This window comes from Streptomyces sp. Edi4, from assembly GCF_040253615.1.
Classification (GTDB): domain Bacteria; phylum Actinomycetota; class Actinomycetes; order Streptomycetales; family Streptomycetaceae; genus Streptomyces.
In genome coordinates this window covers 6,550,264-6,575,971 of record NZ_JBEJGY010000004.1, presented here as the reverse complement: position 1 = coordinate 6,575,971, position 25,708 = coordinate 6,550,264, and the positions used below count along the sequence as shown (strand labels likewise).

Genomic DNA, 25,708 nt, shown 5'->3' with positions numbered 1-25,708 from the left:
TATCGTTCAAAAACCTGGCGATTACTGTCGACAATTCCCGGCTCGGCGAACCGCCCTGCGGAGAAACGTTTCCCCATGTGCTCCGCAGGGCCAGGCATGGCGCCGCGCCGCATAAACGCGGAACGCTGGATACGGGATACCGGATACCGGATACGGGAATGACCCGGAGAATTACGGACGGGCATATGAACGATGGCTTCCACAGCGATGTGCGGCGGTGGGCCGGATGAAACACGCACCCCTCGGCCTGATCGGCCACCGCCGCACCTGCGCCTACTGCGAGCCGGGAGACGCCATTTGCCAATGGTTGAGGATCCCGTCCCAGTTGTAGGCGACCGTCGGGGGGTCCGCCGGAACATAGGGCTCGTAATACTCCTGCGACCAGGCGCCCGGATGATTGGCGAGCGGCTGGGGCGGCACGACGCCCATACCGGAAGGCGTATATCTGCGGTGCTCGGACGATTGCTCGTCGTATCCGGTGTCGTCCTCCGGTGCCGCGTGTCCACGGGAACGGCGGTGCCGGCCCGACTCCCGGACCTGTTGCTCACTGAGGCGTCCCTCGGCGGACAGCTGCTGGACCCGGGACACCAGCTGCACCAGCTCGAGCCCGAACTGGCTGGCCAGAACGGTCAGGTCGAGGCCCTGCTGCCAGCTGTTGACCAGCAGCGCGTCCAGCGCGGCAGTCCACTGCTGTCCGCCCGCCGCGGGATACGCGGAGCCCTGTGACCTGGCGGAGGAGGCCGCCGACGGGTCGTACGCGTCCTGCGCGACCGGAGGCGGCGCTTGATTCTGGCCGGCCTGCGCCGGTGCCGACGGCGCCTGGGCGCTCTGCGTGTGCGGGGGTTGCGGCCAGCCGTGCGACTGCACCTGCGGGCCCGGCCCCCCGGGGGGCGGCCCAAGGGGCGCCGCCATGGGCTGGGGGTAGGCCTGAGCGGCGACCTGCGGCTCGAAGGCGTCACACGCCTCGGGAACAGGTTCGTCCTGCGGACGCGGCGGCGGAACGAGAAGCGAATCGGCGACGCTGCGCGCGTTCTCCTTGCCCACCGAGCGCCGGGCCTGGCGCACCTCACGTTCATGCAGCCCGAGCAGTCCCGCCACCACTCCGTCGCTTCCCACGGTGACGGCGAACGCGGCCAGCGTCTGACTCCGGTTGGCCTGCGCCTCATCCAGCGATACCCGGGTTTCGCGCACGTGGTCATCGCTCATACAAAACGCCCTCGCAAGCACTGCGTGACGTTCCCACAATTGCCTAGGTTCCATACCGCACCTAACGTCCCGGAGCCTGATCGGCTCCGCTCCGAAACGATCGCCACTCGATTGGCCCCTTCCGCGCCGATCGCACGGGGCCGAGCGGGGCGCCCGGCCCCCGAATGGTCCAATCCCTCCGTAGGCGAGCGTCGTTGTAAGGGCGTGCATGAAATCAAGACGCCTTTGCTGCGTCGCCTGGGGACCTGGATGATGTACTCCGCGAGCAACGCCGGAAAGGACGCTCTTACGCCCGCCGTATACCTAGAGCAATCGGGCCGGGTCGTCACATTGGAATACGCCGGTGAGCCGCTTATCACTCTGCTCACCGCGCTGGACCGCATTCGGGACGACGCGGCTCCCCGCCCCAGATTCCGGCAGCACGCCGAGGCCCGGTGGACCCGCGCCGAAGCGCCGGCCCGGAAAGTCCCTCTCTAACCGCCCGGTGCGGGGTTGCGATCGCGCATCCCGGACCGTTCCCCCCGCCCCTGGCCGCACGTGACCGTGTCGCCGCCGCGCTCGCCCAGGCGCACCGGCCGGCCGCGCCGGCTCCCGGCCGCCAAGCGCGCTCCCCCGCGAAGGCCGCCGTATTGGCCGCGCGCAGCCGCCGTACAGTCCCCGCACAACGCCCGTACAACGCCCGTACAAAGATGGACGAAGGCGCCGGACCGGTCGCGGGACCCCAATGGCATGATCTAGCCGGGACCAGCAGCCGTCCCGCCCTTCCGTCGCCCCGGGTGACGATCTGCACGTGGGGGGCGGGCCGCCCGCACAGCATCGATCACGACGGCCGGACACTTGATACACATACCTTCGCGGACAGCCCCAGGGACATCGCGCACGCCAGAGCTCGCCCCGCGCGGGCGGCCCCGTGCGGTGCTGTGGGGCGCGGCGGCCGCGGCGGCCCTCGCCTTCTTCGTCACGCTGGAGATCGTCGCCCGTCGTCATGGCATACCGGGGCCGCTCACCGCCCAGGCGCGGGAGCTCGTCCTGCCGCCGAAGCCGGGGCCGCTGTACGGCGGGCTCGCCCTGATGATGGTGGTGCTCACCTGGCGGCAGCGGCTCGTCGCGGCCGGCGCCGCCGTCGGTATCGACCTCGTCTTCGTGCTGGCGCGCTGGGCGTTCGACGTCAAGGTGCCCGAGGGGCAGTTCTTCGGCAACGGCGCGCTGTGGGCGATGGTGGGCTGCGCGGTCTTCGCGATGGCGCGGCGCAGCGGGCAGGAGCGGGCGCTGCTGCTCAAAGGCGTAGGTCTCGGGCTGCTCCTGGTGACGGGCCGCAAGACCGGTGACACCTGGCTGCTCATCACCTCCAAGACCCGCCCCACCGTGCTCGACCCCTATGTGGCGACCGCCGATCACGCCCTGGGCAATCCGTCGTGGATCGCGGGCCGACTGCTCAAGGCGGCGGGCCCCATGAGCGGCCATGTGCTGCACGTGGTCTACGCCCAGCTCGCGGTGGCCGCGGTCGTCGTCGCGCTGTATCAGCTGCGCAATGTGGCCGCCGAACGCCGCTTCCCACGCCACCACCTGGTGCGCACCTTCCTGGTGATCGGCCTCCTCGGGCCCGCCGTCTACATGATCTTCCCCGTGGTGGGCCCGATCTTCGCGTACGGGCCCGGCACCTCCGGAACCGGCGGCGTCGAGTGGGCGGTGGCCAACCTGTGGCCGCACACACCGCCACCCGTCGGTGTCCCGCACCCGGTTCCGTACGACGGGATCACCCCGCGCAACTGCATGCCGAGCCTGCACACGGCGTGGGCCACCGCGATCTTCATCCACTCCCGCAGAGGCCCGCGCCTGCTGCGGTACGCCGGGGCGTTCTGGCTGGTCGCCACGCTCAGCGCGACCCTGGCCTTCGGCTACCACTACGGCGTCGATCTCGTGGCCGGTGTGGTGTTCGCGCTCACCGTCGAGACGGCGCTGCGGGCCTTCGACCGGGGCTGGGACCGCCCGGGAATGCGGATGGTCGCCTACGGCACGGCGGTCTTCGCCGCGCTCCTCACCTCCTACCGCTATCTGCCGGTGACGATGGCGGAGCATCCGTGGGTGTGCGGCCCGCTGGTCGTGCTGGCGCTCCTGTCGGTCGTCCTCGGCTATCTGCGCACCACCGCCGCGTGGGAGCCGAAGGACGTACCGGCGCCACGGCGGGAGCCGCAGCCCGAGCTGGTGTAGCGGGTCGGAGCCGACGGGCACGCGGGCCCCGTGCCCGCGTGTGCGCCGCGCCCCCGCTCAGTTACCCCTCGCACGGTTGGCCCCCACACAGTTGGTGCGCCCGCGCGTTCAGGACGCGGCACGGCCCCGGTTCGACGCGGGTGAGCACGCGCCCCTGGCACCGGTTTCGGCCAGTGTCCGGGCGCGGCCGTCGAGATGGTGCCCGGGCAGGTCCTGCCCCGCCACCGGTTCTGCCGCACATTGACGTGCCGCCCGCGCTTTTTGACGCACTTCGTGCGCTTTCTTGACGCGGGGCGCCCCCGGCCCGTGGCGGCCGGGACGGTATCCGGCAGCGTCGAGCCGTAAAGGCTGCCGGGATCCGGCAGTGCGCGCCGGCGCGGCCCTGGCCAAGATGTGCGCGGGGGAACACGGGGGAACGACTCCGGTGCCGAACGCGCGGTACGCGCCCGGCGCCGGAGCACCCCGGTGGCCCGCCATCACCGTGGCCGGGTACGAAGGGGGCGCCGCGATGGGGGAGTTCTGGGGCGCCGCGTTCGGGTTTCCCGCCGCGCTGTTCAGCGCCGCGCTGGTCGTGATCGTGGTGTTCTGGCTGCTCGTGCTGGTCGGCGCCGCCGAGCACAGCGCGTTCGACGGGGACGTGCGCGGGGGCGCGTTCGGCGCGGGCGGGGTCCCGGTGACGGTCTCGGTGTCGCTCCTGACCGCGATCGCCTGGTTCACCAGTCTCGCCGGCTGCGTGCTCGTACGCCGCTCGGGGGCGTCCGGTTCGCTGCGGGCCGCGCTGGGCGGCGGGGTGCTGGCGGCGGCGCTGGTGACGGGCTGGGTCGCCGCCCGCCTCCTGGTCCGCTGTCTGCGCCGTCTCCTGCCCGACCACCCACCGCCGTCCCGGCTCGACTTCATCGGTCTGACCTGCACGATCCGTACCGGTTCCGTGTCCGCCGTGTTCGGTCAGGCGGAGGTCGCGGCGCCCGACGGGTCGACCGCCCTGGTACAGGTCCGCCAGAGCGGCACCGATCCCCTGCGCCTGGGCAGCACGGGCCTGTTGTACGCGTTCGACGACGACGGCGAGTTCTTCTGGGTCGCTCCCTACGATCACGCGCTCGACCCGCGCACCCGCGCCTGACGCGTTCGCCAGGGCCGCCGCCGGGCCCGCCGGACCCGGACACCGTCTCGCTTTCACTCCACCCTGTCCCAAGGACGTCTCATGGATGCCATTTCCCTGGGCATCGGCGTACTCGTCGCCGTTGTCCTGCTCATCGCGGTCACCTTGCTCCTGGTGGTCGGCAAGCTGTTCCGGAAGGTGGAGCAGGGCCGGGCGCTGATCATCTCCAAGACCAAGAAGGTCGATGTCACCTTCACCGGCGCCGTGGTCCTCCCGGTGCTGCACAAGGCCGAGTACATGGACATCTCGGTGAAGACCATCGAGATCCGCCGCACCGGGCGCGAGGGCCTGATCTGCCAGGACAACATCCGCGCCGACATCCACATCTCGTTCTTCGTCCGGGTCAACAAGACCGTCGAGGACGTCATCAAGGTCGCGCAGTCGATCGGCACCCAGCGGGCCAGCGACCGGGTCGCCATCCAGGACTTCTTCGCCGCGAAGTTCTCCGAGGCGCTGAAGACCGTCGGCAAGCAGCTCGACTTCGTGGACCTGTACACCCAGCGCGAGGAGTTCCGCGACCGGATCATCCGCGTCATCGGCACCGACCTGAACGGCTACCACCTCGACGACGCCGCGATCGACCACCTGGAGCAGACCCCGATGTCGCAGCTGGACGCGGCGAACATCCTCGACGCCCAGGGCATCCGCAAGATCACCGAGCTGACGACCGTCGAGCACGTACGCACCAATGAGTTCCAGCGCACCGAGGAGAAGGAGATCACCCGGCAGAACGTGGACGCCCGCGAGACGATCCTGGAGCTCCAGCGCCGCCAGGCGGAGGCCGAGATCAAGCAGCACCGGGAGGTCGAGACGCTGCGCGCGCGGGAGGAGGCCGCCACGTCCAAGGTGCAGGAGGAGGAACGCCTGGGCGCGCAGACCGCGTTCCTGCGGACCGAGGAGCTGCTTGGGGTGCAGCGCGAGAACCAGGCGCGGGAGATCGCGGTCGCGCAGAAGAACCGCGAGCGGGTCATTGCGGTGGAGAACGAGCGCATCGAGAAGGACCGGATGCTCGAAGTCATCGGCCGGGAGCGGGAGACGGCGCTGTCCGCGATCGCGAAGGACAAGGAGGTCGAGGCCGAGCGGCGCGAGGTGGCCGATGTGGTGCGCGAGCGGATCGCGGTGGACCGTACGGTCGCCGAGCAGGAGGAGTCGATCAAGAAGCTCCGCATGGTGGAGGAGGCCGAGCGGACCCGGCAGGCCGTGATCATCGGCGCCGAGGCCGAGGCGCAGGAGAAGCTGGTCAAGGACATCAAGGCGGCGGAGGCCGCCGAGGCCGCGGCCAAGCACCGCGCGGCCGAACAACTGACTCTGGCCGAGGCCCGGTTGAAGTCCGCCGACCTCGACGCGCGGGCCAAGCTCCGGCTCGCCGAGGGCTTGCAGGCGGAGGCGGCCGCCGAGGGGCTCGCGCAGGTCCAGGTCCGCGACAAGGAGGCCGAGGTCACCGAGAAGGCCGGCCGCGCCGAGGCGGAGGCGACCGGGGCGCGTCTGAAGGCGGAGGCGGAGGGCGCGCGTCTGAAGGCGCTCGCGCTCGCCGAGGGCACCCAGGCGCAGGCCGCGGCGGACGCCGCGATGATCGGCGAGAAACTGAAGGCCGAGGCCGAGGGCCTGACCAAGAAGGCGGCGGCGATGGCCGCCCTCGACGACGCCTCGCGCGGACACGAGGAGTACCGGCTGCGCCTCGCGGCCGAGAAGGAGATCCGGCTGGCCGGACTCGACGCGCAGCGCCAGGTCGCCGAGGCACAGGCCTCGGTCCTCGCGACGGGTCTGGAGAACGCCGACATCAACATCGTGGGCGGCGAGTCCGTCTTCTTCGACCGGCTCATCTCCTCGATCGCCCTCGGCCAGAGCGTCGACGGCTTCGTGCGGCACTCCGAGACGGCGCGGACGCTCGCGGAGCCCTGGCTCGACGGGAGCGCCAGCTTCCCCGAGGACCTGACCCGCGTCCTGAGCTCGGTGTCGAGCGGTGACGTACAGAACCTGACGGTGTCGGCGCTGCTGATGAAGCTGATGAACTCCGGGGACGCCCAGGCCGGTCAGCTCAGCCGCCTCCTCAACAAAGCTGACGCAGCAGGGCAGTTGGGGGTCGAGGACACACCCGTCCCGGCGCCGGCCGCCGCCGGCGCCGTCAACGGGTCGGCCACGGCCTGACGCACGGTCCGGGGCCCGCCGCGCGCCGCGACGAGCCCCGGATCCCCTCCGTACGCACCCGCAGGGAGCCCCACCATGAACAGCACGTCCCCCTCGTCCGCCCTGGACGCGGGCACCTATGAGGTGCTGCGGGACCGCCTGGCCGCGCAGGCCGCCGAGCTGGCCCGCAGGGCCGAAGCGCTCAATGAGCGCCGCACCGAGGAGTTCGGCTCCGCCGAGCTGGCTCTCGCCGGCACCGAGCGGCTGCGCACCGAGGACAGCGCCGTGGCCCGCGACGTGGTGGCGGTCGGCGGCCGCCTGCTGTTCGGCCGCTCCGTCGTCGCGGGCCTGAAGGAGGAGACGGCGGTCGGTGACGTCTTCACGCTGTACGACCACCACCTCCAGCCGCTTCCCGACGACGCGGTCCCCGGCCTGCTCGACGATCCCGCGTTCGTCCGCGCGTTCACCGCGCTGCACCGCTACTACCGCGAGGCCCGGCTCCTGCGGCTGCGCCTGGTCGAGGGCAGGCTGCTTGCCGTCTTCAGGACGGGTGAGAGCGGTGAGGACGTCCGCGTCCTGCGCTGGGCCCTGGACGGTGACGGCGCCGCCTTCCTCGACGACCGGGGCGAGCGCGATCACGTCTTCCCGCCCGCCCAGGACGTCGAGTGGACCGCCACCACCCGCGAGGACCACGTCCTTGGCCGCCACCCCCACGTCTCCATCGGCGGAGAGGTGTTCGTCTCGACAGTCGGCGGGACCCTCACGGTCAAGACCGAGGACGACACCGAGACGGGCGCGGGCATCCACACCGAGTCGGTCGCGGAGCCCCTTCAGTCCCTCGCCGACGCGGACGTCGAGTACGCCCGCGCGGGGCAGCTGATCCTGCTGCGGGTACGCCCCTACAAGGAGGAAGCGCCGCGCCATCTCGTCTTCAACCGTGCCACCAGGACCGTGGTGCGCCTGGACGGCATCGGGCAGGCGTGCCGACTGCTCCCCGACGACCAGGGCATCGTCTTCCCCGGCGGCTACTGCCTGGCGGACGGCACTGCCAAGACCTTCGAGACCGCCACCGACGGCCTGGAGTTCGAGCGGACGCTGCGCTCGCCCGGCGGTCAGGACGTGCTGTACGTCTTCCACGCCCGCGCCGATGGCCGCAGCCTGCTCCTGCCCTACGACGTCATCGCCAAGTCCATCACCGCACCGCTGTCCTGCCACGGTTACGCGCTCTTCGAGGACGGCACCCTTTGGGTGCTGCGTGCGGACGGCGCGCGGGGCGACGCCGAACCGGCCCGCGTCCACCCCCTCCAGCGCTGGCGCTCCCCCTACGTCAGCGACACCTACGCCGCCGCCCGGCCCGCCGGCTCAGGGCCGCTGGCCCGCTTCGGCGACGCGGATCTCGTGCGCGGCATCTCCGACTGCCTCTCGCTGGCGCGCGCGGTCACCGCGACCGGCGCCCCCACGACCGGTGTCTACGAGGCGCTGCTCGCCTCCTGTGTACGCGCCGCCGACACCCACCACTGGCTCGGCGATCCCGACGTGGGCGACCTGCTGGGCCCGTTGAGCGAGGTCAGGGCCACCGCCGAGCAGGTGCTCGCCGAGTTCGAGACCGTCCAGACGCTCACCCGGCGGGCCCGCGACGCGGTGGACGTGGCCGCCGAGGCGATCGCCTCCCTCGTACGCCGGGTCCGCGGCGAGGTGCCGCGCGACGCGGCCGACTGGCTGGACCGGCTCACCGAACTGCGCACCGCACAGGGCCACTTGATCACCTTGAAGGAGTTGCGGTACGCCGACACCGCACGCGTGGACGAGCTCGCCAAGGAGGTCACGGCCGACATCGCCGCCTTCGCCCAGCGCGCGGTCGCCTTCCTTGCGCGCGAGGACGCCTTCGCCGGCTACCACGAGGACATCGAGCGGATCACGGCGCGGGCCGAGACGGTCGCCACGGTCGCCGACGCGGCCCCCGTGGCCGCCCGGCTCGACGAACAGACCGAGGGGCTGCGGACGGTCACCGAGGTGGTGGCTTCGCTCGACACGGGCGACGCGACCGTCCGCACCTCGATCCTGGAGCGGATCGCGGACGTCCTGGGCGGCGTCAACCGGGCCCGTGCCATCCTCGACGCGCGCCGCCGTGAGCTGAGCGAGCACGAGAGCGCCGCCGAATTCGCGGCGGAAATGGGCCTGTTGGGGCAGTCCGTCACCGGCGCGCTGGCGGCCGCCACCACCCCGGGGGCCTGCGAGGAACAACTCGCGGGAATTCTGCTGCGGTTGGAGAACCTGGAGTCGCGGTTCGCGGAATCCGACGCCGCCCTGACCGCGCTCGGCGCCCGACGCGCCGAGGTGTACGAGGCGTTCTCGGCTCGCGAACAGACACTGCGCGACGCCCTGGCCGGCCGCGCGGAACGCCTGGCGCACTCGGCCACCCGGGTCCTGGACACGATCGCCCGCCGTCTGACGGCGCTCGCCGACCTGGACGCGGTCAACACCTGTTTCGCGTCCGACCCCATGGTCGCGAAGGTGCGCCGGGTCGCGGAGGAACTGCGCGAACTGGGCGAGCCGGTGCGGGCGGAGGAACTTCAGGGGCGCCTCAAGGCGGTCCGCGAGGAGGCCGGGCGCGCCCTTCGCGACCGTACCGAGCTGTACAGCGACGGCGGCAGGACCGTGCGCCTCGGGCGGCACGCGTTCGCGGTCAACTCCCAGCCCCTCGAACTCACCCTGGTCCCCGACGGCGAAGGGCTGGCCTTCGCGCTGACCGGCACGGACTACCGCTCCCCCGTCGAGGACCCGGCGTTCTTGGCCACCCGGCCCTACTGGGAGCAGACGCTGCCCTCGGAGAACGCCGACGTCTACCGCGCCGAGTATCTGGCGGTGCGCCTGTTCACCGAGCACGGCGCCGCCGCCCTGGCCGGCGCGGACCTGCTCCAACTGGCGCGGCGGGCGGCCGAGACGGCGTACGACGAGGGGTATGAGCGGGGCGTCCACGACCACGACGCCGCTCTCCTTCTCGAAGCTCTGCTGCGGTTGCACGACGGCGCGGGGCTGCTGCGCCACACCCCGTCGGCGCGCGCCGAGGCCCAGCTGTTCTGGGCTCATCGCACGACCGGGCCCGAGCGGGAGACGTGGACGCGGCGCGCGGTGTCGCTGGCCCGCGCACGCGCGGCGTTCGGCCCATCCCCTGCCATCGCCGACTTCCTGGCCGAACTGGCCGGCGCCCTGGGCGGGTCCGCTCCGGCCGCCGCCTACCTCTTCGAGGAGCTGGCCTGCTCGCCCGAGGGGTTCGTCACCCGCAGTACCACCCGCGACCTGCTGGACAAGTTCCGTCGCGCGGCGGGGACTTCGGCCTACGAGGAGGACTTGGCCGCTCTCGACTCCCTTGCCGACCGGCGCCAGCTCGTCGAGGCGTGGCTGTCCTCCTACGCCTCGGCGGCGGGCGAGAGCGCCGACGCCGGGGACCTCGCCGAGGCGGTCGCCGTCGAACTCTGCCCGGACCTCGCGCGCCATGACTGCGACGCGCCGCTCTCCGTCACCGTCGAGGGCCTGCTCGGCACGCACCCGCGCATCGGCGCGAACCGCACCCTCACCGTCCGTATCGACGAACTCCTCGCCAGGACAGCGGAGTTCACCGACCGCACCGCCGTGGGTTTCCGCGACTACCAACGCCGGCGCACGGCGCTCGTCGCGGCCGAACGTGAGCGGCTGCGCCTGGAGGAGTACCGGCCGCGGGTCATGTCCTCCTTCGTCCGCAACCGTCTGCTCGACGAGGTCTTCCTGCCGCTCATCGGGGACAGCCTGGCCAGGCAGCTCGGCGCGAGCGGCGCCACCAGACGCACCGACAACAACGGGCTGCTTCTGCTCATCTCCCCGCCGGGCTACGGCAAGACGACCCTGATGGAGTACGTCGCGAGCCGGCTCGGTCTGGTCCTGGTCAAGGTCGACGGACCGGCTCTCGGCCACGCGGTCACCTCGCTCGACCCGGCCGAGGCGCCCAACGCCACCGCCCGCCGGGAGGTCGAGAAGATCAACTTCGCGCTGGAGACGGGCAACAACACCCTGCTCCACCTCGACGACATCCAGCACACCTCACCGGAGCTGCTACAGAAGTTCATCTCGCTGTGCGACGCCACGCGCCGCGCGGAAGGCGTGTGGGACGGGCGGACCCGCAGCCACGACTTGCGCGGCAAGCGCTTCGCCGTCTGCATGGCGGGCAACCCCTACACCGAGTCCGGGCAGCGCTTCCGCATCCCCGACATGCTGGCCAATCGGGCCGATGTGTGGAACCTGGGCGACGTGCTCACCGGCAAGGAGAGCGTGTTCGCGCTGAGCTTCGTGGAGAACGCGTTGACCTCCAACCCGGTGCTCGCCCCGCTCGCGGGGCGTGAGCGCGCCGATCTCGACCTGCTCCTGCGCCTCGCCGATGGCGACCCGGCGGCCCGCGCCGACCGGCTCAACCACCCTTACCCACCCGCCGAGTTGGAGCGGATCGTCGCCGTGCTGCGGCATCTGCTCACGGCCCGGGCCACCGTCCTCGCCGTCAACGCCGCCTACATCGCCTCGGCCGCCCAAAGCGACAGCAGCCGCACCGAGCCGCCCTTCCGGCTCCAGGGCTCGTACCGCGACATGAACAAGATCGTCGCACGGATCGACCCGGTCATGAACGACGCCGAGCTCGCCGCCGTCATCGACGACCACTACGCGGGCGAGGCCCAGACGCTCACCACCGGCGCCGAGTCCAACCTGCTCAAGCTGGCCGCGCTGCGGGGCGGCCACACCGCCGAACAGTCCGCCCGCTGGGCGGAGATCACCTCCGCGTACGTACGCACCCAGGCGCTCGGCGGCCCCGAGGACGATCCGCTCACCCGGGCCGTGGCGGCGCTCGGGCTGCTCGCTGAGCGCGTCGCGGCCGTCGAATCCGCCATCACCAGGGCGGGCGATCCCCGTTTCCCACTGGTCACCCCGGGCGTACGGCACGCGGGGCGCCCGAGGACAACGCCCGGGCCCTGACGGTTACGGGGCCGGCGCCTTCTCGTCCTTGTTCAGCTCGCCTGGATCGTCCGGCGTCACGGTCGCGGCGCCGTCGGCCGGCGCGGGACGGCGGGAGAGGATCAGGAAGGCGGCGGCGCCGAGGAACAGGGCAAGGGATACCCAGTCGTTGAGACGCAGGCCCAGGAAGTGGTTGGCGTGGTCGACGCGCAGCGCCTCGATCCAGGCCCGCCCCGCGGTGTAGGCGAGGACGTAGCACGCGAAGAGGCGCCCGCGCCGCATGGCGTACCGCCGGTCGAGCCACAGGAGCAGCGCCACGACGCCCAGGTCCCATACGCACTCGTACAGGAAGGTCGGGTGGTAGAAGGCGACGGTGGGTGTGTCGTCGGGCCGGTGGGCCGGGTCGATCAGCAGCTTCCACGGCAGGGAGGTGGGGGTGCCGAACAGTTCCTGGTTGAAGTAATTGCCCCAGCGCCCCATCGCCTGGGCCAGGACGAGGCCGGGCGCGGCCGCGTCGGCGAAGTCGGCCAGGGTGATGCCCCGGCGGCGGCAGCCCAGCCAGGCTCCCAGCGCGCCGAGCGCCACGGCCCCGGGAATGCCGAGGCCGCCGTCCCAGATGTACAGCGCCCTGATGGGCTGGCGGCCCGCCGTGAAGTACAGCTCCGGGTCGGTGATCACGTGGTAGAGCCGGCCGCCGAGAAGTCCGAACGGCACCGCCCACACCGCGATGTCGGAGATGGCAGAAATGTCGGCGGGGGTGCCTCCACGCGCCGCCCACCGTCGCCGGGTGAGCCACACGCCCGCGAAGACACCGGCGATGATGCACAGCGCGTACGCCCTGATCGGTATCGGCCCCAGGTGCCACACCCCCTGGGAAGGGCTCGGCAGATACGCCAGAACCATGAACGCGCCCCCTTGGAATCCCCGACGGCCCGGGCGGCCCCGGGTGGACTCGCACCGACAGTACCTGGGGGTCCGCCGTCCCCGACGTGTGGCCGTCCGGCCGCTTCGGGGCGCCGGACATCGCGATGGCCGGCGCCCGGAATGTCCTCGGCCGGGGCCGTCGCGTGCGGTGTCACGACGCGGGCCCTCACCTCCGCGCGCGATGCGCGGGGGCAAGGGCCCGTGGTGGCCGACTGCCGTGCGGCAGGGGTGAGTTGGTCAGGCGGCGCGGCGGACGCGGGCCGCCTTGCGGGCCTCGGCCAGCTCGCGGGACTCGCCGGTGCGGCGCGAGGTGGCGGGGCGGCCGGACTGGCCACGGGCGGTGCCACGGCCACGGAAGGGGGCCTGGCCGCGCTTGGGCTGGTCCGCGGGGGGCGCCACGGGGCCGACGGGGATGCCTGAGGGTGCCTGGGCGCCGGTGATGCGGCTCAGCTCGGCCTCGCCGGAGCGGACCTGGGTGATGGTCGGGGTGATCCCGGCGGTCATCATCAGGCGGGTCATGTCGCGGCGCTGGTTGGGCAGGACCAGGGTGACGACGCTGCCGGACTCGCCGGCGCGTGCGGTGCGGCCGCCCCGGTGCAGATAGTCCTTGTGGTCGGTCGGCGGGTCGACGTTGACGACGAGGTCGAGGTTGTCGACGTGGATGCCGCGCGCGGCGACGTTGGTGGCGACCAGGACCGAGACTGCGCCGGTCTTGAACTGGGCCAGGGTGCGGGTGCGCTGCGGCTGGGACTTGCCACCGTGCAGGGCCGCTGCCCGCACCCCGCTCTGGAGCAGGTGCTTGGTGAGCTGGTCCACGGCGTGCTTGGTGTCGAGGAACATGATCACCCGGCCGTCGCGGGCCGCGATCTCGGTGGTCGTGGCGTACTTGTCGGCGCTCTGCACGTGCAGCACGTGGTGCTCCATCGTGGTGACCGCGCCGGCGGAGGGGTCGACGGAGTGGACGACCGGGTCGTGCAGGTAGCGCCGGACCAGCAGGTCCACGTTGCGGTCGAGGGTCGCCGAGAACAGCATCCGCTGACCCTCGGGGCGCACCTGGTCGAGGAGTTCGGTGACCTGCGGCATGAAGCCCATGTCGGCCATCTGGTCGGCCTCGTCGAGCACGGTGATGGCGACCTCGTCCAGACGGCAGTCACGGCGTTCGATGAGGTCCTTGAGGCGGCCGGGGGTGGCCACCACGACCTCGGCGCCGGAGCGCAGCGCGCCGGCCTGCCGCCCGATCGACATGCCGCCGACGACGGTGGCCATGCGCAGCCTCAGCGCCTTGGCGTACGGGGTGAGGGCGTCGGTGACCTGCTGGGCCAGCTCACGCGTGGGGACCAGGACCAGGGCGAGCGGCTTCTTGGAGTCGGCGCGGCGGCCCGCGGTGCGCGCCAGGAGGGCGAGGCCGAAGGCGAGGGTCTTGCCGGAGCCGGTGCGGCCACGGCCCAGGACGTCACGGCCGGCCAGCGAGTTGGGCAGCGTGGCCGCCTGGATCGGGAACGGCTCGTTCATGCCCAGGCTGCTCAGCAGCTCGAGGACCGGGGCCGGCAGGGCGAGGTCACCGAAGTGCTCGACGGCCGGCAGCGGCGGGGTGACGGTGACAGGGAGGGCGAACTCGCCCTGCGGGGCCGAGGGCCTGCGGGCGCCGCCGGAGCGGCCGGCGCCCTGGGGGCGGAAGCGGGCCCCCCGGTCGGCGCCGCCCCTGCGGGCGGCGGTGGAGCGGTCGTTCGTGCGAGCTGAACGGTTCAAGGAGAACCTTCCTCGATATGGCACGTATCGAGGGATATCCGGCGCGATCGGGGCGCCGGAACATCGCAAGAACGAGCCGGAAACAGAAGTCGAATTCCGATCCGGCCGTACAGAGGGCGCGGGAATTCCTCGCCCGTTGTCGGAGTGCCGGGCATCCGCCGCGCGGTGGCGGTCGGTCCGGATCAGGACAGCGGGCCGGTCCCCGCCGGGCCGTGGCCGTGGCGGTGGGTCCGCTGGGTGACGGGACGCCCGGGACGGTTCCCGGCGTCCCGAGGGCCGCGAGAGTGCCGTCACGGTGTGACGGCGGGCCCGATGGAACAGCAACGGGCTGGGGCCCGCACCCCAAGGTGCGGGCCCCAGCCGCGTGCGAAAAACGCCTCAGCGTCAGGCAGGCGTGATGTTCTCGGCCTGCGGGCCCTTCTGGCCCTGCGTGACGTCGAAGTTCACCTTCTGGCCTTCCTGAAGCTCACGGAAGCCCTGGGCGGCGATGTTGGAGTAGTGGGCGAACACGTCCGGGCCGCCACCCTCCTGCTCGATGAAGCCGAAGCCCTTTTCCGCGTTGAACCACTTCACGGTGCCAGTAGCCATGTCATATCTCCTTCGGGGCAATGCCCGGGGGCCCGCACTGTGCTGACCCCGCCCGTTACTGAGATGATTGCCCCGTCCGGAAAACGCACCGGAAATACAAAAGCGCCCGACGGCATAAAACCATCGAGGCACTTGAAGTCTTTGGGAACCACAACTGCAACTGGGATCAACAGTAGCACGGATCCGAGATGCCGGCGCGGCAAATAGTACATTTCTGGGCGTGGCGCGGGACAGCGCTGGGCATGCGCGCCGTACTCCCCGTGAATTCCCGGGGTCCGGACAAGAAATATTTTGCCTTCGACTGCCTCCCGGGCCCGGGTTGATAGCGTCGCGGCGTGGGTCTCGAACGCGCTGCGAGCAGCAGGAACACCCCTCCACCGGCCCGGACGGTCCGGGCGCTGCGGCTGGGTTCGGCGGCGCTGGTCCTCGCCGTGGCGCTGCCCACCTGTCTGGCGGCCGGCACCGGGCCGGGGGCCATCGTCGCGCTCCTGCTCGCCCTCGCCCAGGCCGCCCTGCTGTGGTGGGTGGCGGCCCGGCCCGGCGCCGTACTGGCCGCGAGCGCGCCGCTGGGGGCCGCGATGTGGCTGCTCCTGCCCGCGCTGAGCGTGACCGGCGCGTTCATCGGGGCACAGATCGCGCTGTGCGCGCTCTCGGCGCTGCGGCCGGCGCGTCTGTCGCGGTGGGGGCTTCTCGGCCTGCTCGCGCTCGCGCCGCTCGCCTACGCGGGCGCGGGCACGGTGGCGCTCGTGACCCATGTCCTGGCCGTGACGCTGGCGTGGACGGCGGGACAGTGGCGCCGGGCCCACCAGGACCGGCTGGCCGCCGAGACGCGGCGCGCGGTGGCCGAGGAGCGGGCCAGGATCGCCCGCGAGGTACACGACGTGGTGGCGCACACCGTCTCGGTGATGGTCATCCAGGCGAGCGCGGCGCAGGACGTGTTCGCCACCCACCCCGAGCAGGCCAGGAACGCGCTGCGCGCCATCGACAGCGCGGGCCGCTCGGCGCTCGGGGAGCTACGGGTCCTGCTGCGCGCGGAGGCGGGCGACGGCGGTGCCGTCGACGGGGGCGGCGGCGCGGACGGCGGCGGTGACGGGCGGCGGCCGCCGCGTGGGCTCGGGGACCTGGCCGAGCTGGCCGAGAACGCGCGGGCCGCCGGGCTCGGCGTGGAGGTGTCCGAGGAGGGCGCGTCCCTGACGCCGCCGACCGCCGTGGACCTCGCGGCGTACCGGATCGTGCAGGAGGCCCTGACCAACACCATGCGGCACTCGGGGGCGAGCCGGGTGCGGGTGGCGGTGCGCCGGGACCAGGACGCGGTACGCATCGAGGTGAGCGACAACGGCCGTGCGGGGAGCGGGAGTTGGCGCTCGGGCGGCTCGGGGCGCGGGCTCGCGGGGATGCGTGAGCGGGCCGCTCTGCTCGGCGGCACCCTGGAGGCGGGACCGGGGCCCGAGGGAGGTTTCGAGGTGCGTGCCGTGCTGCCGATAAGGTACGCGTCGTGACGATCCGGGTGGTGGTGGCCGACGACCAGGCGCTGGTGCGCGGCGGGTTCCGCCTGATCATCGACGCCCGGGACGATCTGGAGGTGGTCGGCGAGGCGGTTGACGGGCAGCACGCGGTGCGCCTGGTCGGCGAGTTGAGGCCGGACGTCGTCCTGATGGACGTGCGGATGCCGGTGATGGACGGCATCGAGGCGACGCGCGCGATCGTCGCGTCCGGCAGCGCGACCCGGGTCCTGGTGGTCACCACCTTCGACCTCGACGAACACGTACTGACCGCGCTGCGGGCCGGGGCCAGCGGGTTCCTGCTCAAGGACATCAGGCCCGCCGAGCTCGCCGAGGCCGTGCGCGTCGTGGCGCGCGGGGACGCGCTGCTTGCGCCCACCGTGACCCGGCGCATGCTCGACCGCTTCGCCCACACCACCGCGCCGGCGGCCCCGGCCGCGCTCGACGGTCTCTCCCCGCGCGAGCGGGAAGTGCTCACCCTCGTCGGGCAGGCGCTGTCCAACTCCGAGATCGCGCGCCTGCTCCATCTGTCGGAGGCGACGGTCAAGACCCACGTGTCGGCGGTGCTGCGCAAGCTGGCGCTGCGCGACCGGGTCCAGGCGGTGGTCGCGGCCTACGATCTCGGTCTGGTCGAGCCGCGCCGGGGCTGAGCCGCCGCCTCATCCCGCAGTCTGAGCCGGCCGCGTACTCATCCCGTGGGCCCGGCGCGGACCGGGCCCACGGGTGGATCTCCTCCGGGCCCGCGCCGCCTAGCGTCGAGGCATGACGTCTCTCCCGCTCTCCCTGTACGGCCGGATGTATCTCGCGGCCTACGACACCGACGCCGGCGCCGTGTACGACCGCACCCGGACCGGTTTCCTGCTGCGCGTGGCGGTCCTGACGGAACTGGCCCGCACGGGCCGCGTCGCCGACGCGGCGGGCGAGGTGACCGTCCCCGGTCCCGGCGCGACGGGCGATCCTGTCCTCGATCACGTGCTGGGCGCCCTTCGGCGGCGCCGCCGCACCTGGAAGGCGTGGGTGCGCGCCGACCGCGAGGAGACGCTGGGCGCGGTGGAGGACCGGCTCGCGGAGCTCGGCGCGCTCACCGTCCGTGAGCGGGCCGCTTTCGCGCGCACCGCACGGCGCGAGGTGGGCGTGCGGGACGCGGCTGGGGTGCGCGCGTTCCAGGACGGCCTCAGGGCTCGGCTGCGGGACGGCGCAGCGGTCGGGTCCGACGAGGCGGTGCTCCTCGCGCTCGCTGTCGCGGGCAGGGTGCGCCACCTCGTGCCGCGCGCGGACGCCCGGGCCCACAAGGACCGCGTCGAGGCGCTGACCGGCACGTTCGACGCCGTCGCTCCCTCGCTCGGCGCCGCCGTGCGGGGCCTTGGGACCACGCTGGTCGCCGCCCAGGGCGGCATGGGCGGTGGCTGACGTGCGCGCCGTCACGGCGGCGCTCGCGGGCGCTCTCGCCCTGCTGCTGTCCGCGCCGGTCCCGGCGACACCTGCGGCAGCGGCTCCCGTGGCGCACACCCGCGCGGGAGCCCTGCGCGGCTCGGCGCACGAGGGCTACCGGGTCTTCGAGGGCGTCCCGTACGCCGCCGCGCCCGTCGGCGCGCTGCGCTGGGCCGCGCCCCGGCCGCCCGCCGCGTGGCCGGGGATCCGCGACGCGCGCCGGCCCGCGTCCGCCTGTCCCCAGCCGGCCGGCGAGGTGCCCGGCGGCAGCACGGACGAGGACTGTCTGTATCTGAACGTCACCACTCCCTCGAACGCCGCGCCCGGCCGCCCGAAGCCCGTGATCGTGTGGCTGCACGGCGGCGGTTTCACCAGCGGCGCCGGCAGCTCCTACGACGCGCACCGCCTGGCGGTCGGCGGCGACGTGGTCGTCGTGAGCGTCAACTACCGCCTGGGCGCGCTCGGTTTCCTCGCGCGCGCGAAACTGCCCGGCTCCGGCACCTTCGGCCTCGCCGACCAGCAGGCGGCGCTGCGGTACGTGCGGGACGACATCGGGGCGTTCGGCGGCGATCCGACCCGGGTGACGCTGGCCGGTGAGTCCGCCGGAGGGTACGGCGTCTGCGCGCAGCTGTCCTCCCCCTCGGCGACGGGTCTGTTCCGGCGGGCGATCATCGAGAGCGGCCCCTGCGCGGGCGGCCCCGCGCGCCCCTTCGCCCCGTTCGCGCTGGCCCCTTCGGCGGCGGAGGCGTCCGGGTCGGAGCTGACGGCCGCGGTGGGCTGCGGGAAGGCGGCCGATGTGCTCGGCTGCCTGCGGCGCGTTCCGGTGCCCAAGCTGCTCGCGGCGCAGGGCGCCGACCAGGAGCCCGAGTACGGCACCGCTCTGCTGCCGCGCGACCCGGCGGACGCGGTCGCCTTTGGGCGGGCGGCGCGGGTGGACGTCCTGATCGGCGCCAACCACGACGAGGGCACGGCCTGGGCGGCCGGGATCATGGCGGCCGGTGTCTCGGTGACGCCGGCGACCTGGCCGGATGTCGTACGGGACTTCGGGCCCGACCCGGCGCGCGCGCCCGAGGTGGTGCGCGCCTATCCGCTGCGCGGCGCGGAGGGCGGCCCGGTGTTCGGCGCGCTCATCGGTGACGCCGACTACGCCTGTCCCACGCTGCGCACCGGGGCTCTCCTTGCCGCCCATCAGCGGGTCTGGCGCTACGAGTTCGCCGACCCCGACGCGCCCCGGCCCACCCCCGCTCCCCCGCCGTTCCCGCTGGGGGCCACCCACACCACGGAGCTGCCGTATCTGTTCGATCTGGGCGGCAGGCCACGGGAGATGGCGGAGCGTCAGCACCGGCTCGCCGCGACCATGATCGGGTACTGGACGCGGTTCGCCCGCTCCGGCGACCCCAACGGGGACGGCGCGCCGCACTGGTCGCGCTCGGCCGTGCAGAGCCTGGCTCCCGGCCGTACGGGGCCGGTGCGGCCGGAGCCCGGACACCACTGCGCGCTGTGGGCGACGATGCCCTGAGGGGCCGGCCGGCTCAGACGGCGGGGAAGCTGAACGTGTAGCCCTGCTGCGCCAGCCAGGGCAGGACGTCCTTGAGGGCGTCCACCGTCTGGGCGCGGGCGCCGCCGCCGTCGTGGAAGAGCACGATCGGACCGTTCTTGAGCTCCTGCTTGACCGTGTTGACGATGGTCGCGGTGCCGGGCTGCTTCCAGTCCTTGGTGTCGACGTTCCAGCCGAGCGGACGCATCCCGTGGCTCGCGGCGATGTGGCGGTTGTCCGGCGTGAAGGCGCCGCCCGGCGCGCGGAAGTACCGCACCTTGGCACCGCCGGCGGCCTCCTCGATCATCTTCTGGGCGTCAAGGACCTCGGAGCTCTGGTAGGCGAGGGGCTTCTTGTTCATGGCCTCGTCGTGGCTGACTGTGTGGTCGCACAGCCGGTGGCCGGCCGCGACGATCTGCTTGACGAGGGCGGGGTTGGCCTTGGCCTGCGGGCCGATCATGCAGAACGTGGCCTTCACGTCGTACTGCTTGAGCACCGCGAGGATCTTGGGCGTCCAGACCGGGCTCGGCCCGTCGTCGATGGTGATCGAGACGGACTTGCCTCCGCTCTCGGTGGCGTGGTCGATCGTCTCCGATATGCCGTCGGCGCCGGGCGGCGCGGCGGGGCCGGTCGCGTCACCCGAACCGTCCGAGCCGTCCGGGGCGCTGTCGCTGCCGCCGGGTCCCGAGGGCGCCGGGCGGGCGGCGGGCTTGTCGTCCGAGGCGTGGGTGGCCGAGGCGTGCGCGAGGACGGGGCCGGGGCCGCTGGCGGATGTGTCGCTGCCGAGGAACACCGCGGCGGCCACGCCGCCCGTCGTGACCAGGGCCGCCGCTGCGGCCATCACGATGCGGCGTGTGTGGGCGGTCAGTCGCGCCATGGATTCCCCATCCCCTCGGTACGTGCCGGTACGGCAGCGGAGCTTCACCAGTCGGCCACGATCGCACGATCGCGCCCGAATCCCGAAATGTGTATTCTCCGACCGGGCAGGGACGGAAAATACCCCATTCTCCGCAACCACCTGGGCGACCGGAGAGGTTGACGCGTCCTCAGTGACCCGAGGGGCGTGGTGCGCGCGCCGCGCGCCGGGACCTTGGTCCCCAACGCGCAGGCAAAGACCCCGCCAAAGGCGCTTCCGGTTCCCTCGGCGAGCAGGCGGTTCGCGGCGGGACCTCCGCCTTGGCCCTCGCGCGGCAGGACACGAGAGGCATGTCACGCCGGGCGGCGGGGCCCCGGGCGGGCCGGGCCCGTCACGCGCCGGATGCCGGCGTGCGGCGGCCTCGGGACGGGCCGGCGGTCAGAACTCGTCGACGGTGTGCGGCAGTTCACCCGTACGCAGCGCCGCGTCCAGGGCCTCGGCCGCGCCCGGGGTGTACTCGGCGACCAGGCCCGCCATCACCAGACGGCGGACCTCGGTGCCGCCGAGGTAACAGGCGGCCAGGTCGCGTACGTCGAAGGCGAGGTCAGGCGCGGCCGGGGTCGGCTCGTAGGCGCAGCCGTGCGGGGAGGCGGCCAGGCGGAAGCGGCCGGAGTTGGCCGGGATCCGGTCGTCGCGCACGTCGATCGTGAGGAAGACCTCGGCGGCCCAGGACCGCGCGGTGAGCGCGGCCCGGACATCCACCAGGCGGATCCACAGCGCCGGAAACTGGGCGACGGCCCTGACCTGGTCCCGGTCGGTGGCGAACAGGAGCAGCGGGTCGTCGGGCGCGAGACCCCAGGCGCGGACGGTGCCGGTGAGGTCGATGCCGGCCAGATAGTTCCACAGCGCGGCCTCGCCCGCCGGGGTGTCGGCCACCAGCTCGGCGACCTGGACGGTGCCGGGCTTGGCGGGGTCGTCCTCGCGCCGGGTGCGGTAGACGGCGTACCCGGCCAGTGGTTCGCCGGTGGCGCCCAGGCCGACGACGCGCGGCGGGCCGAGCTCGTCGTCGTCCTCGTCGGTCTCGGGCAGCCACTCGCCGCGCCAGCGCTCGGTGTCCCGCGCGACGCGCCCGGCGCGGCGGGCGCGGGTCGCCTCGTAGCAGGGACCGAGTTCGGCGGGCGCGTCCTCGGGGTCGATCAGGCGCAGGGCGCGTGGGTCGGGGTCGACGCGCAGGGCGAGGGGGCGGGTCGAGTCGATCTCGACGGAGGTGCCGTAGGTGCCCGCGCCGAAGCCGAAGCGGCCGTAGATCGCGGCCTCGGTCGCCCACAGGGCGGCGATGGGGCGGCCGTGTTCCGCGCAGCGCCGGAACACCTCGGCGATCATCCCGGAGAGCACGCCGCGCCGGCGGTGGGTGGGCGCGACGGACACGAACGTGAGCCCCGGGCACGGGAGTTCACCGCCCGGCACGGACAGGGTGAATCGGTGCGCGACGAGAAACCCCACGAGCGCGTCGCCGTCGTAGGCGCCGACGCGGTCGCAGCGCAGCACCATCGCGCGGTGGTAGGCGCGCTTGGCCGGCTCGGCGGGACGGTCGTGATAGACGAGCCACCAGAGCTCCAGGGCACGTTCGACGTCGGACTCGGGCACGTCGCGGAACTCCAGCTCACTCATGCCGCGACCCTAACCCGCACATAACGGGGCGTCACTCCCATACCGGCCGGGTTGGGGTGGGGCGGGACGAGGCGGGACGAGGTGAGGTGGGACGGCCTCCGCGTGGTGGGTGGGGTGCGGGGGCCCGGGCGGCTCGGGGGGGGCGCTGGTAGGTGGCGGGCCGCCGGGAAGCGCGGCCGCTCGAAAGTGCGGGCCGCTCGAAGGTCGCCAGGTCGCCGCGGGCGGGGTGGGCCGCCGCACGGGGCGCGCCGCGGGCCCGGCCCCGCGGCTCAGCGGGCCATCTTCCGCGTCACAGCCGGGCGCGGCGCCCGGGGCTTCCGGGTCGCCACCGGCACCGTGACCGTGCCCGCCGTCAGGAACAGGGCGCCCAGCGCCAGCCAGCCCGCGCGGCCGCCGTGCGTGACCAGAACCGCGACGAGCAGCGGCCCGCCCGCACGGGCCAGGTCGGAGGCGAGGCCCCAGGCACCCAGGTACTCGCCCTGACGCTCCACCGCGGCGAGCCCGTACGAGATGCCCCAGCCGGAGGCCGACGCCAGCAGTTCACCCGCCGTGAGCAGAGCCACGCCGACGGCGAGCACCGCGACGCCCCACGCCCCAGGGAGCCCGGCCGTCGTCGCCGTCACGGCGCAGGCGGCGAGCAGCACCACCCCCGCGCGCCGGCCGGCCACCGCGGCCCCGGGCACGGTGTCGCTGCCGCGCGCCGCCCGCACCTGAAGCAGGATCGCGAGCGCGGTGTTGAGAAGCATGAGCGCGGCGATCGACCAGCGGGGCGCCTCGGTGCGCTGCGAAATCCACAGCGGCAGACCGATGGTGACGACTTCGGCGTTGACGTAGAGGAGCCCGGAGAGCGCGGCCAGCAGCAGGAAACGCCCGTCGCGCAGGGCGCCGCGCCGCTTGGGTCCCGCTACGGTCGCGGCTGCCCCGGTCCTGTTCCCCTCGGGCATGCGCAGCACGATCCCCGCGACGAGCACGTAGGAGAGGCAGTCGCCGATGACCAGCGCCGCGTATCCGGCACGGGAGTCGAGGGCGAGCGCCGCGCCCGCACCGAGGCTGCCGAGCGAGAAGCCGATATTGAGCATGACCCTGCTGTACGCGCTGGCCGCGACCAGCGCCGTGGGATCGGCCAGCTGGGCGAGGTAGGCGTTCTTCACCGGTCTGGAAGCGCTCTCGGCCAGGGAGATCAGGCACACCACCGCGAGGAAGCCGGCGAAGGAGCCGACCGCGAGATATCCGGCGAAGGCCACCGCGCGGACGAGGATCGTCGCCAGGTATATCCGGCGGTGGCCGAGCCGGTCGCCGAGCCGGCCGGCCGGCCGGGACGGACATGGCGGGGCCGAGCAGCGCGGCCACCGTGAGCCCGAGTCCGACCTGGGCCGCGCCGAGCCCGACGACCCGGGTGAAGTAGATGATGGCGCCGGTGTGGAAGAGGCCGTTGCCGATCCAGTCGATGAGGGTAGTGACGGCGTAGGCGCGCAGCGGACCGCGAGACGGCAGCAGTGCTGCCGCCCGCGTGGGGGTGGAGGACATGGCCTCCACCCAACTGCGTTGTAGGGGCGGGGCACAGAGATTTAGGCTCTGCCTCAATGCTCAGCTACATCCTCGGCGTCGACGATCTCGCCGACATGCGTTTCGCCTGCTCACCGCTGCTGGAGACCGCGACAAGCCTGTGGGCGCTGCGCCGGCCGGACAAGTACGCGCTGCACCTTCCGTGGATCCGGCGTACCCGTGAGGCGCTGGCGCGCGAAGGCGCCCCGGACACGGGACTGCTCGGCGAACTCACCGTCGACGGCAGCGGCTGGATCCCCGACTTCATCACGCCGCGCCCCGACTCGCCGCTGCCGGACGTCGCGGACGAGCTGCGCCGCCTGCGCGCCACCGCGCCGGACAAGGCGCTCGCCGATGTACGGGCCGCGTACGCGAACCGTCCGCTGCCGCCCCGGCTGTCCCAACTGGCAACCGATCCAAGGAAGTTGACGGCGGCCGTCGCGGATGCGGTGGAGGCGTACTGGGAGCTGGCGATCGCGCCGCACTGGTCGCGGATGCGAGCGGTCCTGGAGGCGGACATGGTGCACCGGGCGCAACTGCTCGCCCGGGACGGCGCGGCGGCCCTGCTCACCTCGCTCGACCCGTCGGCCACGTGGGACAACGGGCGGCTGACCCTGTTCGTGCACCGGGACCTGCACATGGCGACGGGCGTCGACGGGCGCGGGTTCTGGCTCGTACCGACGCTGTTCGCGCAGCACACGATCAGCCCGGTCGGCGCGGACGAGCGGCCCACGATCGCCTACCCGGCGCGAGGGGTGGCCACGTTGTGGGAGACCCGGCCGCCCCGGCCGGCGGGCGCGCTGGCCGCGCTGGTGGGCGGCCCGAAATCCGCGCTGCTGACCGCGCTCCGGGGCCCCGCGTCGACGACGGGGCTCGCGCGGCGCCTGGGGGTCACGGCGAGCGCGGTCTCCCACCATCTCGCGGTCCTGCACCGCACGGGCCTCGTCAGTCGCGCGCGGGCGGGGCGGGTGGTGCTGTATGCCCGTACGGAACTGGGCGACGAACTGACCCGCGACGGCTGACCCCGTCACCCCGGGGTGCGTGCGGGCCCCGGTTCAGGCGACCGATCCGATGTGGCGGTCCGGGGTGTTCGAGGCGTCGTGGTGGATCGGGGTGTGGGCGCCGGTCAGTGCGGCTCCGGTGCCGCCGCGCCGGTTCGCGACGATCTCCGCGGCGATGGAGAGGGCCGTCTCCTCGGGCGTACGGGCGCCGAGGTCGAGGCCGATCGGGGAGCGCAGCCGGTTGAGTTCGAGCTCGGTGACGCCCACCTCGCGCAGCCTCTTGTTGCGGTCCAGGTGGGTGCGGCGCGAGCCCATCGCGCCGACGTAGGCGACCGGCATCCTCAGAGCGCTCTCAAGCAGCGGGATGTCGAACTTGGCGTCGTGCGTGAGGACGCACAGCACGGTGCGCGCGTCGGTGTCCGTGCGCTGGAGGTATTCGTGCGGCCACTCCACGACGATCTCGTCCGCCTCGGGGAAGCGGGCCTTCGTCGCGAAGACGGGCCGGGCGTCGCAGACGGTGACGTGGTAGTTGAGGAATTTGCCCACCCTGACCAGGGCGGCGGCGAAGTCGATGGCGCCGAAGACGATCATCCGGGGGGCCGGGACGCTCGATTCGACCAAGACGGTGAGCGGCTGTCCGCACAGGCGGCCGTCCGCGCCGAGCGAGAGCGTGGCGGTGCGGCCGGCGTCCAGGAGGGCGGCGGCCTCGTCGGCGACGGCGCGGTCCAGTTCGGGGTGTCCGCCGAGCGCGCCCTCGCAGCGTCCGTCCGGGCGGACGAGCAGGGCGCGGCCCATGAGCTCGGCGGGCCCGTCGGTGACGCGAGCGACGGCGGCGGACTCGCCCCGCGCGGCGGCGGCGAGCGCGGCCGCGAACACCGGGCGCCCTGGCGCGTCCGTGCGGACCGGGGTGATGAGGATGTCGATGACGCCGCCGCAGGTCAGGCCGACCGCGAAGGCGTCCTCGTCGCTGTATCCGAAGCGTTCGAGCACGGTCTCGCCGTCTTCGAGCGCCTGTTGGCAGAGTTCGTAGACGGCGCCCTCCACACATCCGCCGGAGACCGAGCCGATCGCCGTGCCCTCGCTGTCGACGGCGAGGGCCGCGCCCGGCTGCCGGGGCGCGCTGCCGCCGACGGCCACCACGGTGGCCACGGCGAACTCGCGTCCCTGCTCGACCCACCGGTTGAGCTCTTCGGCGATGTCCAGCATGTTCGGTCTCCTTAAGCG

The 25,708-nt window shown here is 73.1% G+C and carries 17 protein-coding genes; 9 read left to right on the top strand and 8 right to left on the bottom strand.

Going from position 1 to position 25,708, the window contains the following annotated elements; genetic code table 11:
- Positions 1-273: 273 nt before the first annotated feature.
- Complete coding sequence (locus ABR738_RS31550; RefSeq protein ID WP_350233337.1) at positions 274-1,206, bottom strand: hypothetical protein; 933 nt, start codon at positions 1,204-1,206, stop codon at positions 274-276.
- A gap of 915 nt (positions 1,207-2,121) precedes the next feature.
- On the opposite strand from ABR738_RS31550, the gene ABR738_RS31545 reads away from it, so the two are divergent.
- From ABR738_RS31545 to ABR738_RS31530, 4 genes are all read left to right on the top strand, one after another.
- Positions 2,122-3,417, top strand: coding sequence for a phosphatase PAP2 family protein (locus ABR738_RS31545; protein ID WP_350233336.1), 1,296 nt, complete (start codon positions 2,122-2,124; stop codon positions 3,415-3,417).
- A gap of 508 nt (positions 3,418-3,925) precedes the next feature.
- On the top strand, positions 3,926-4,537 hold the full coding sequence (locus ABR738_RS31540; RefSeq protein ID WP_350234822.1) for a hypothetical protein: 612 nt from the start codon (positions 3,926-3,928) through the stop codon (positions 4,535-4,537).
- Between the two features lie 81 nt (positions 4,538-4,618).
- Positions 4,619-6,724 carry a flotillin family protein gene (locus ABR738_RS31535; protein WP_350233335.1) on the top strand — a complete coding sequence of 702 codons (2,106 nt, stop codon included), beginning with the start codon at positions 4,619-4,621 and terminating at the stop codon, positions 6,722-6,724.
- Between the two features lie 75 nt (positions 6,725-6,799).
- Positions 6,800-11,701: a DNA repair ATPase gene (locus tag ABR738_RS31530; protein WP_350233334.1), complete on the top strand. Its 4,902-nt coding sequence runs from the start codon at positions 6,800-6,802 to the stop codon at positions 11,699-11,701.
- 3 nt (positions 11,702-11,704) lie between these two features.
- On the opposite strand, the gene lgt is transcribed toward ABR738_RS31530, so the two are convergent.
- The 3 genes from lgt to ABR738_RS31515 form a co-directional block, all read right to left on the bottom strand.
- The gene (lgt, locus tag ABR738_RS31525) at positions 11,705-12,583 is read right to left on the bottom strand and encodes a prolipoprotein diacylglyceryl transferase (RefSeq protein ID WP_350233333.1); all 879 of its coding nucleotides are present in this window, start codon (positions 12,581-12,583) and stop codon (positions 11,705-11,707) included.
- A 258-nt stretch (positions 12,584-12,841) separates the two neighbouring features.
- Entirely contained in the window at positions 12,842-14,353 is a 1,512-nt protein-coding gene (locus ABR738_RS31520; RefSeq protein WP_350233332.1) for a DEAD/DEAH box helicase, read from the bottom strand.
- 384 nt (positions 14,354-14,737) lie between these two features.
- Complete coding sequence (locus ABR738_RS31515) at positions 14,738-14,941, bottom strand: cold-shock protein (protein WP_100580096.1); 204 nt, start codon at positions 14,939-14,941, stop codon at positions 14,738-14,740.
- Positions 14,942-15,276: 335 nt separating this feature from the next.
- Here ABR738_RS31515 and ABR738_RS31510 point away from each other — a divergent pair, with 335 nt between their 5' ends.
- The 4 genes from ABR738_RS31510 (at position 15,277) to ABR738_RS31495 (ending at position 19,393) form a co-directional block, all read left to right on the top strand.
- A complete protein-coding gene (locus tag ABR738_RS31510) occupies positions 15,277-16,440 on the top strand; it encodes a sensor histidine kinase (RefSeq protein WP_350233331.1) in 1,164 nt (387 codons plus the stop codon).
- Complete coding sequence (locus tag ABR738_RS31505; protein ID WP_350233330.1) at positions 16,437-17,093, top strand: response regulator; 657 nt, start codon at positions 16,437-16,439, stop codon at positions 17,091-17,093. Before ABR738_RS31510 ends, ABR738_RS31505 begins: the two co-directional genes overlap by 4 nt.
- A 112-nt stretch (positions 17,094-17,205) precedes the next feature.
- Positions 17,206-17,853, top strand: a complete 648-nt coding sequence (locus ABR738_RS31500) for a GOLPH3/VPS74 family protein (RefSeq protein ID WP_350233329.1) — start codon at positions 17,206-17,208, stop codon at positions 17,851-17,853.
- Positions 17,846-19,393, top strand: coding sequence for a carboxylesterase/lipase family protein (locus ABR738_RS31495; protein ID WP_350233328.1), 1,548 nt, complete (start codon positions 17,846-17,848; stop codon positions 19,391-19,393). Before ABR738_RS31500 ends, ABR738_RS31495 begins: the two co-directional genes overlap by 8 nt.
- Before the next feature lie 13 nt (positions 19,394-19,406).
- Here the strand turns inward: ABR738_RS31495 and ABR738_RS31490 are convergent, their stop codons facing one another.
- From ABR738_RS31490 to ABR738_RS31480, 3 genes are all read right to left on the bottom strand, one after another.
- Positions 19,407-20,288, bottom strand: a complete 882-nt coding sequence (locus tag ABR738_RS31490; RefSeq protein WP_350233327.1) for a polysaccharide deacetylase family protein — start codon at positions 20,286-20,288, stop codon at positions 19,407-19,409.
- A gap of 417 nt (positions 20,289-20,705) precedes the next feature.
- A complete protein-coding gene (locus tag ABR738_RS31485) occupies positions 20,706-21,938 on the bottom strand; it encodes a GNAT family N-acetyltransferase (protein ID WP_350233326.1) in 1,233 nt (410 codons plus the stop codon).
- A gap of 269 nt (positions 21,939-22,207) precedes the next feature.
- Positions 22,208-23,500: an MFS transporter gene (locus tag ABR738_RS31480; RefSeq protein WP_350233325.1), complete on the bottom strand. Its 1,293-nt coding sequence runs from the start codon at positions 23,498-23,500 to the stop codon at positions 22,208-22,210.
- A 21-nt stretch (positions 23,501-23,521) separates the two neighbouring features.
- Here ABR738_RS31480 and ABR738_RS31475 point away from each other — a divergent pair, with 21 nt between their 5' ends.
- Positions 23,522-24,505 carry an ArsR/SmtB family transcription factor gene (locus ABR738_RS31475; protein ID WP_350233324.1) on the top strand — a complete coding sequence of 328 codons (984 nt, stop codon included), beginning with the start codon at positions 23,522-23,524 and terminating at the stop codon, positions 24,503-24,505.
- Positions 24,506-24,538: 33 nt separating this feature from the next.
- On the opposite strand, the gene ABR738_RS31470 is transcribed toward ABR738_RS31475, so the two are convergent.
- Positions 24,539-25,690: an XdhC family protein gene (locus tag ABR738_RS31470; RefSeq protein WP_350233323.1), complete on the bottom strand. Its 1,152-nt coding sequence runs from the start codon at positions 25,688-25,690 to the stop codon at positions 24,539-24,541.
- Between the last annotated feature and the right edge of the window lie 18 nt (positions 25,691-25,708).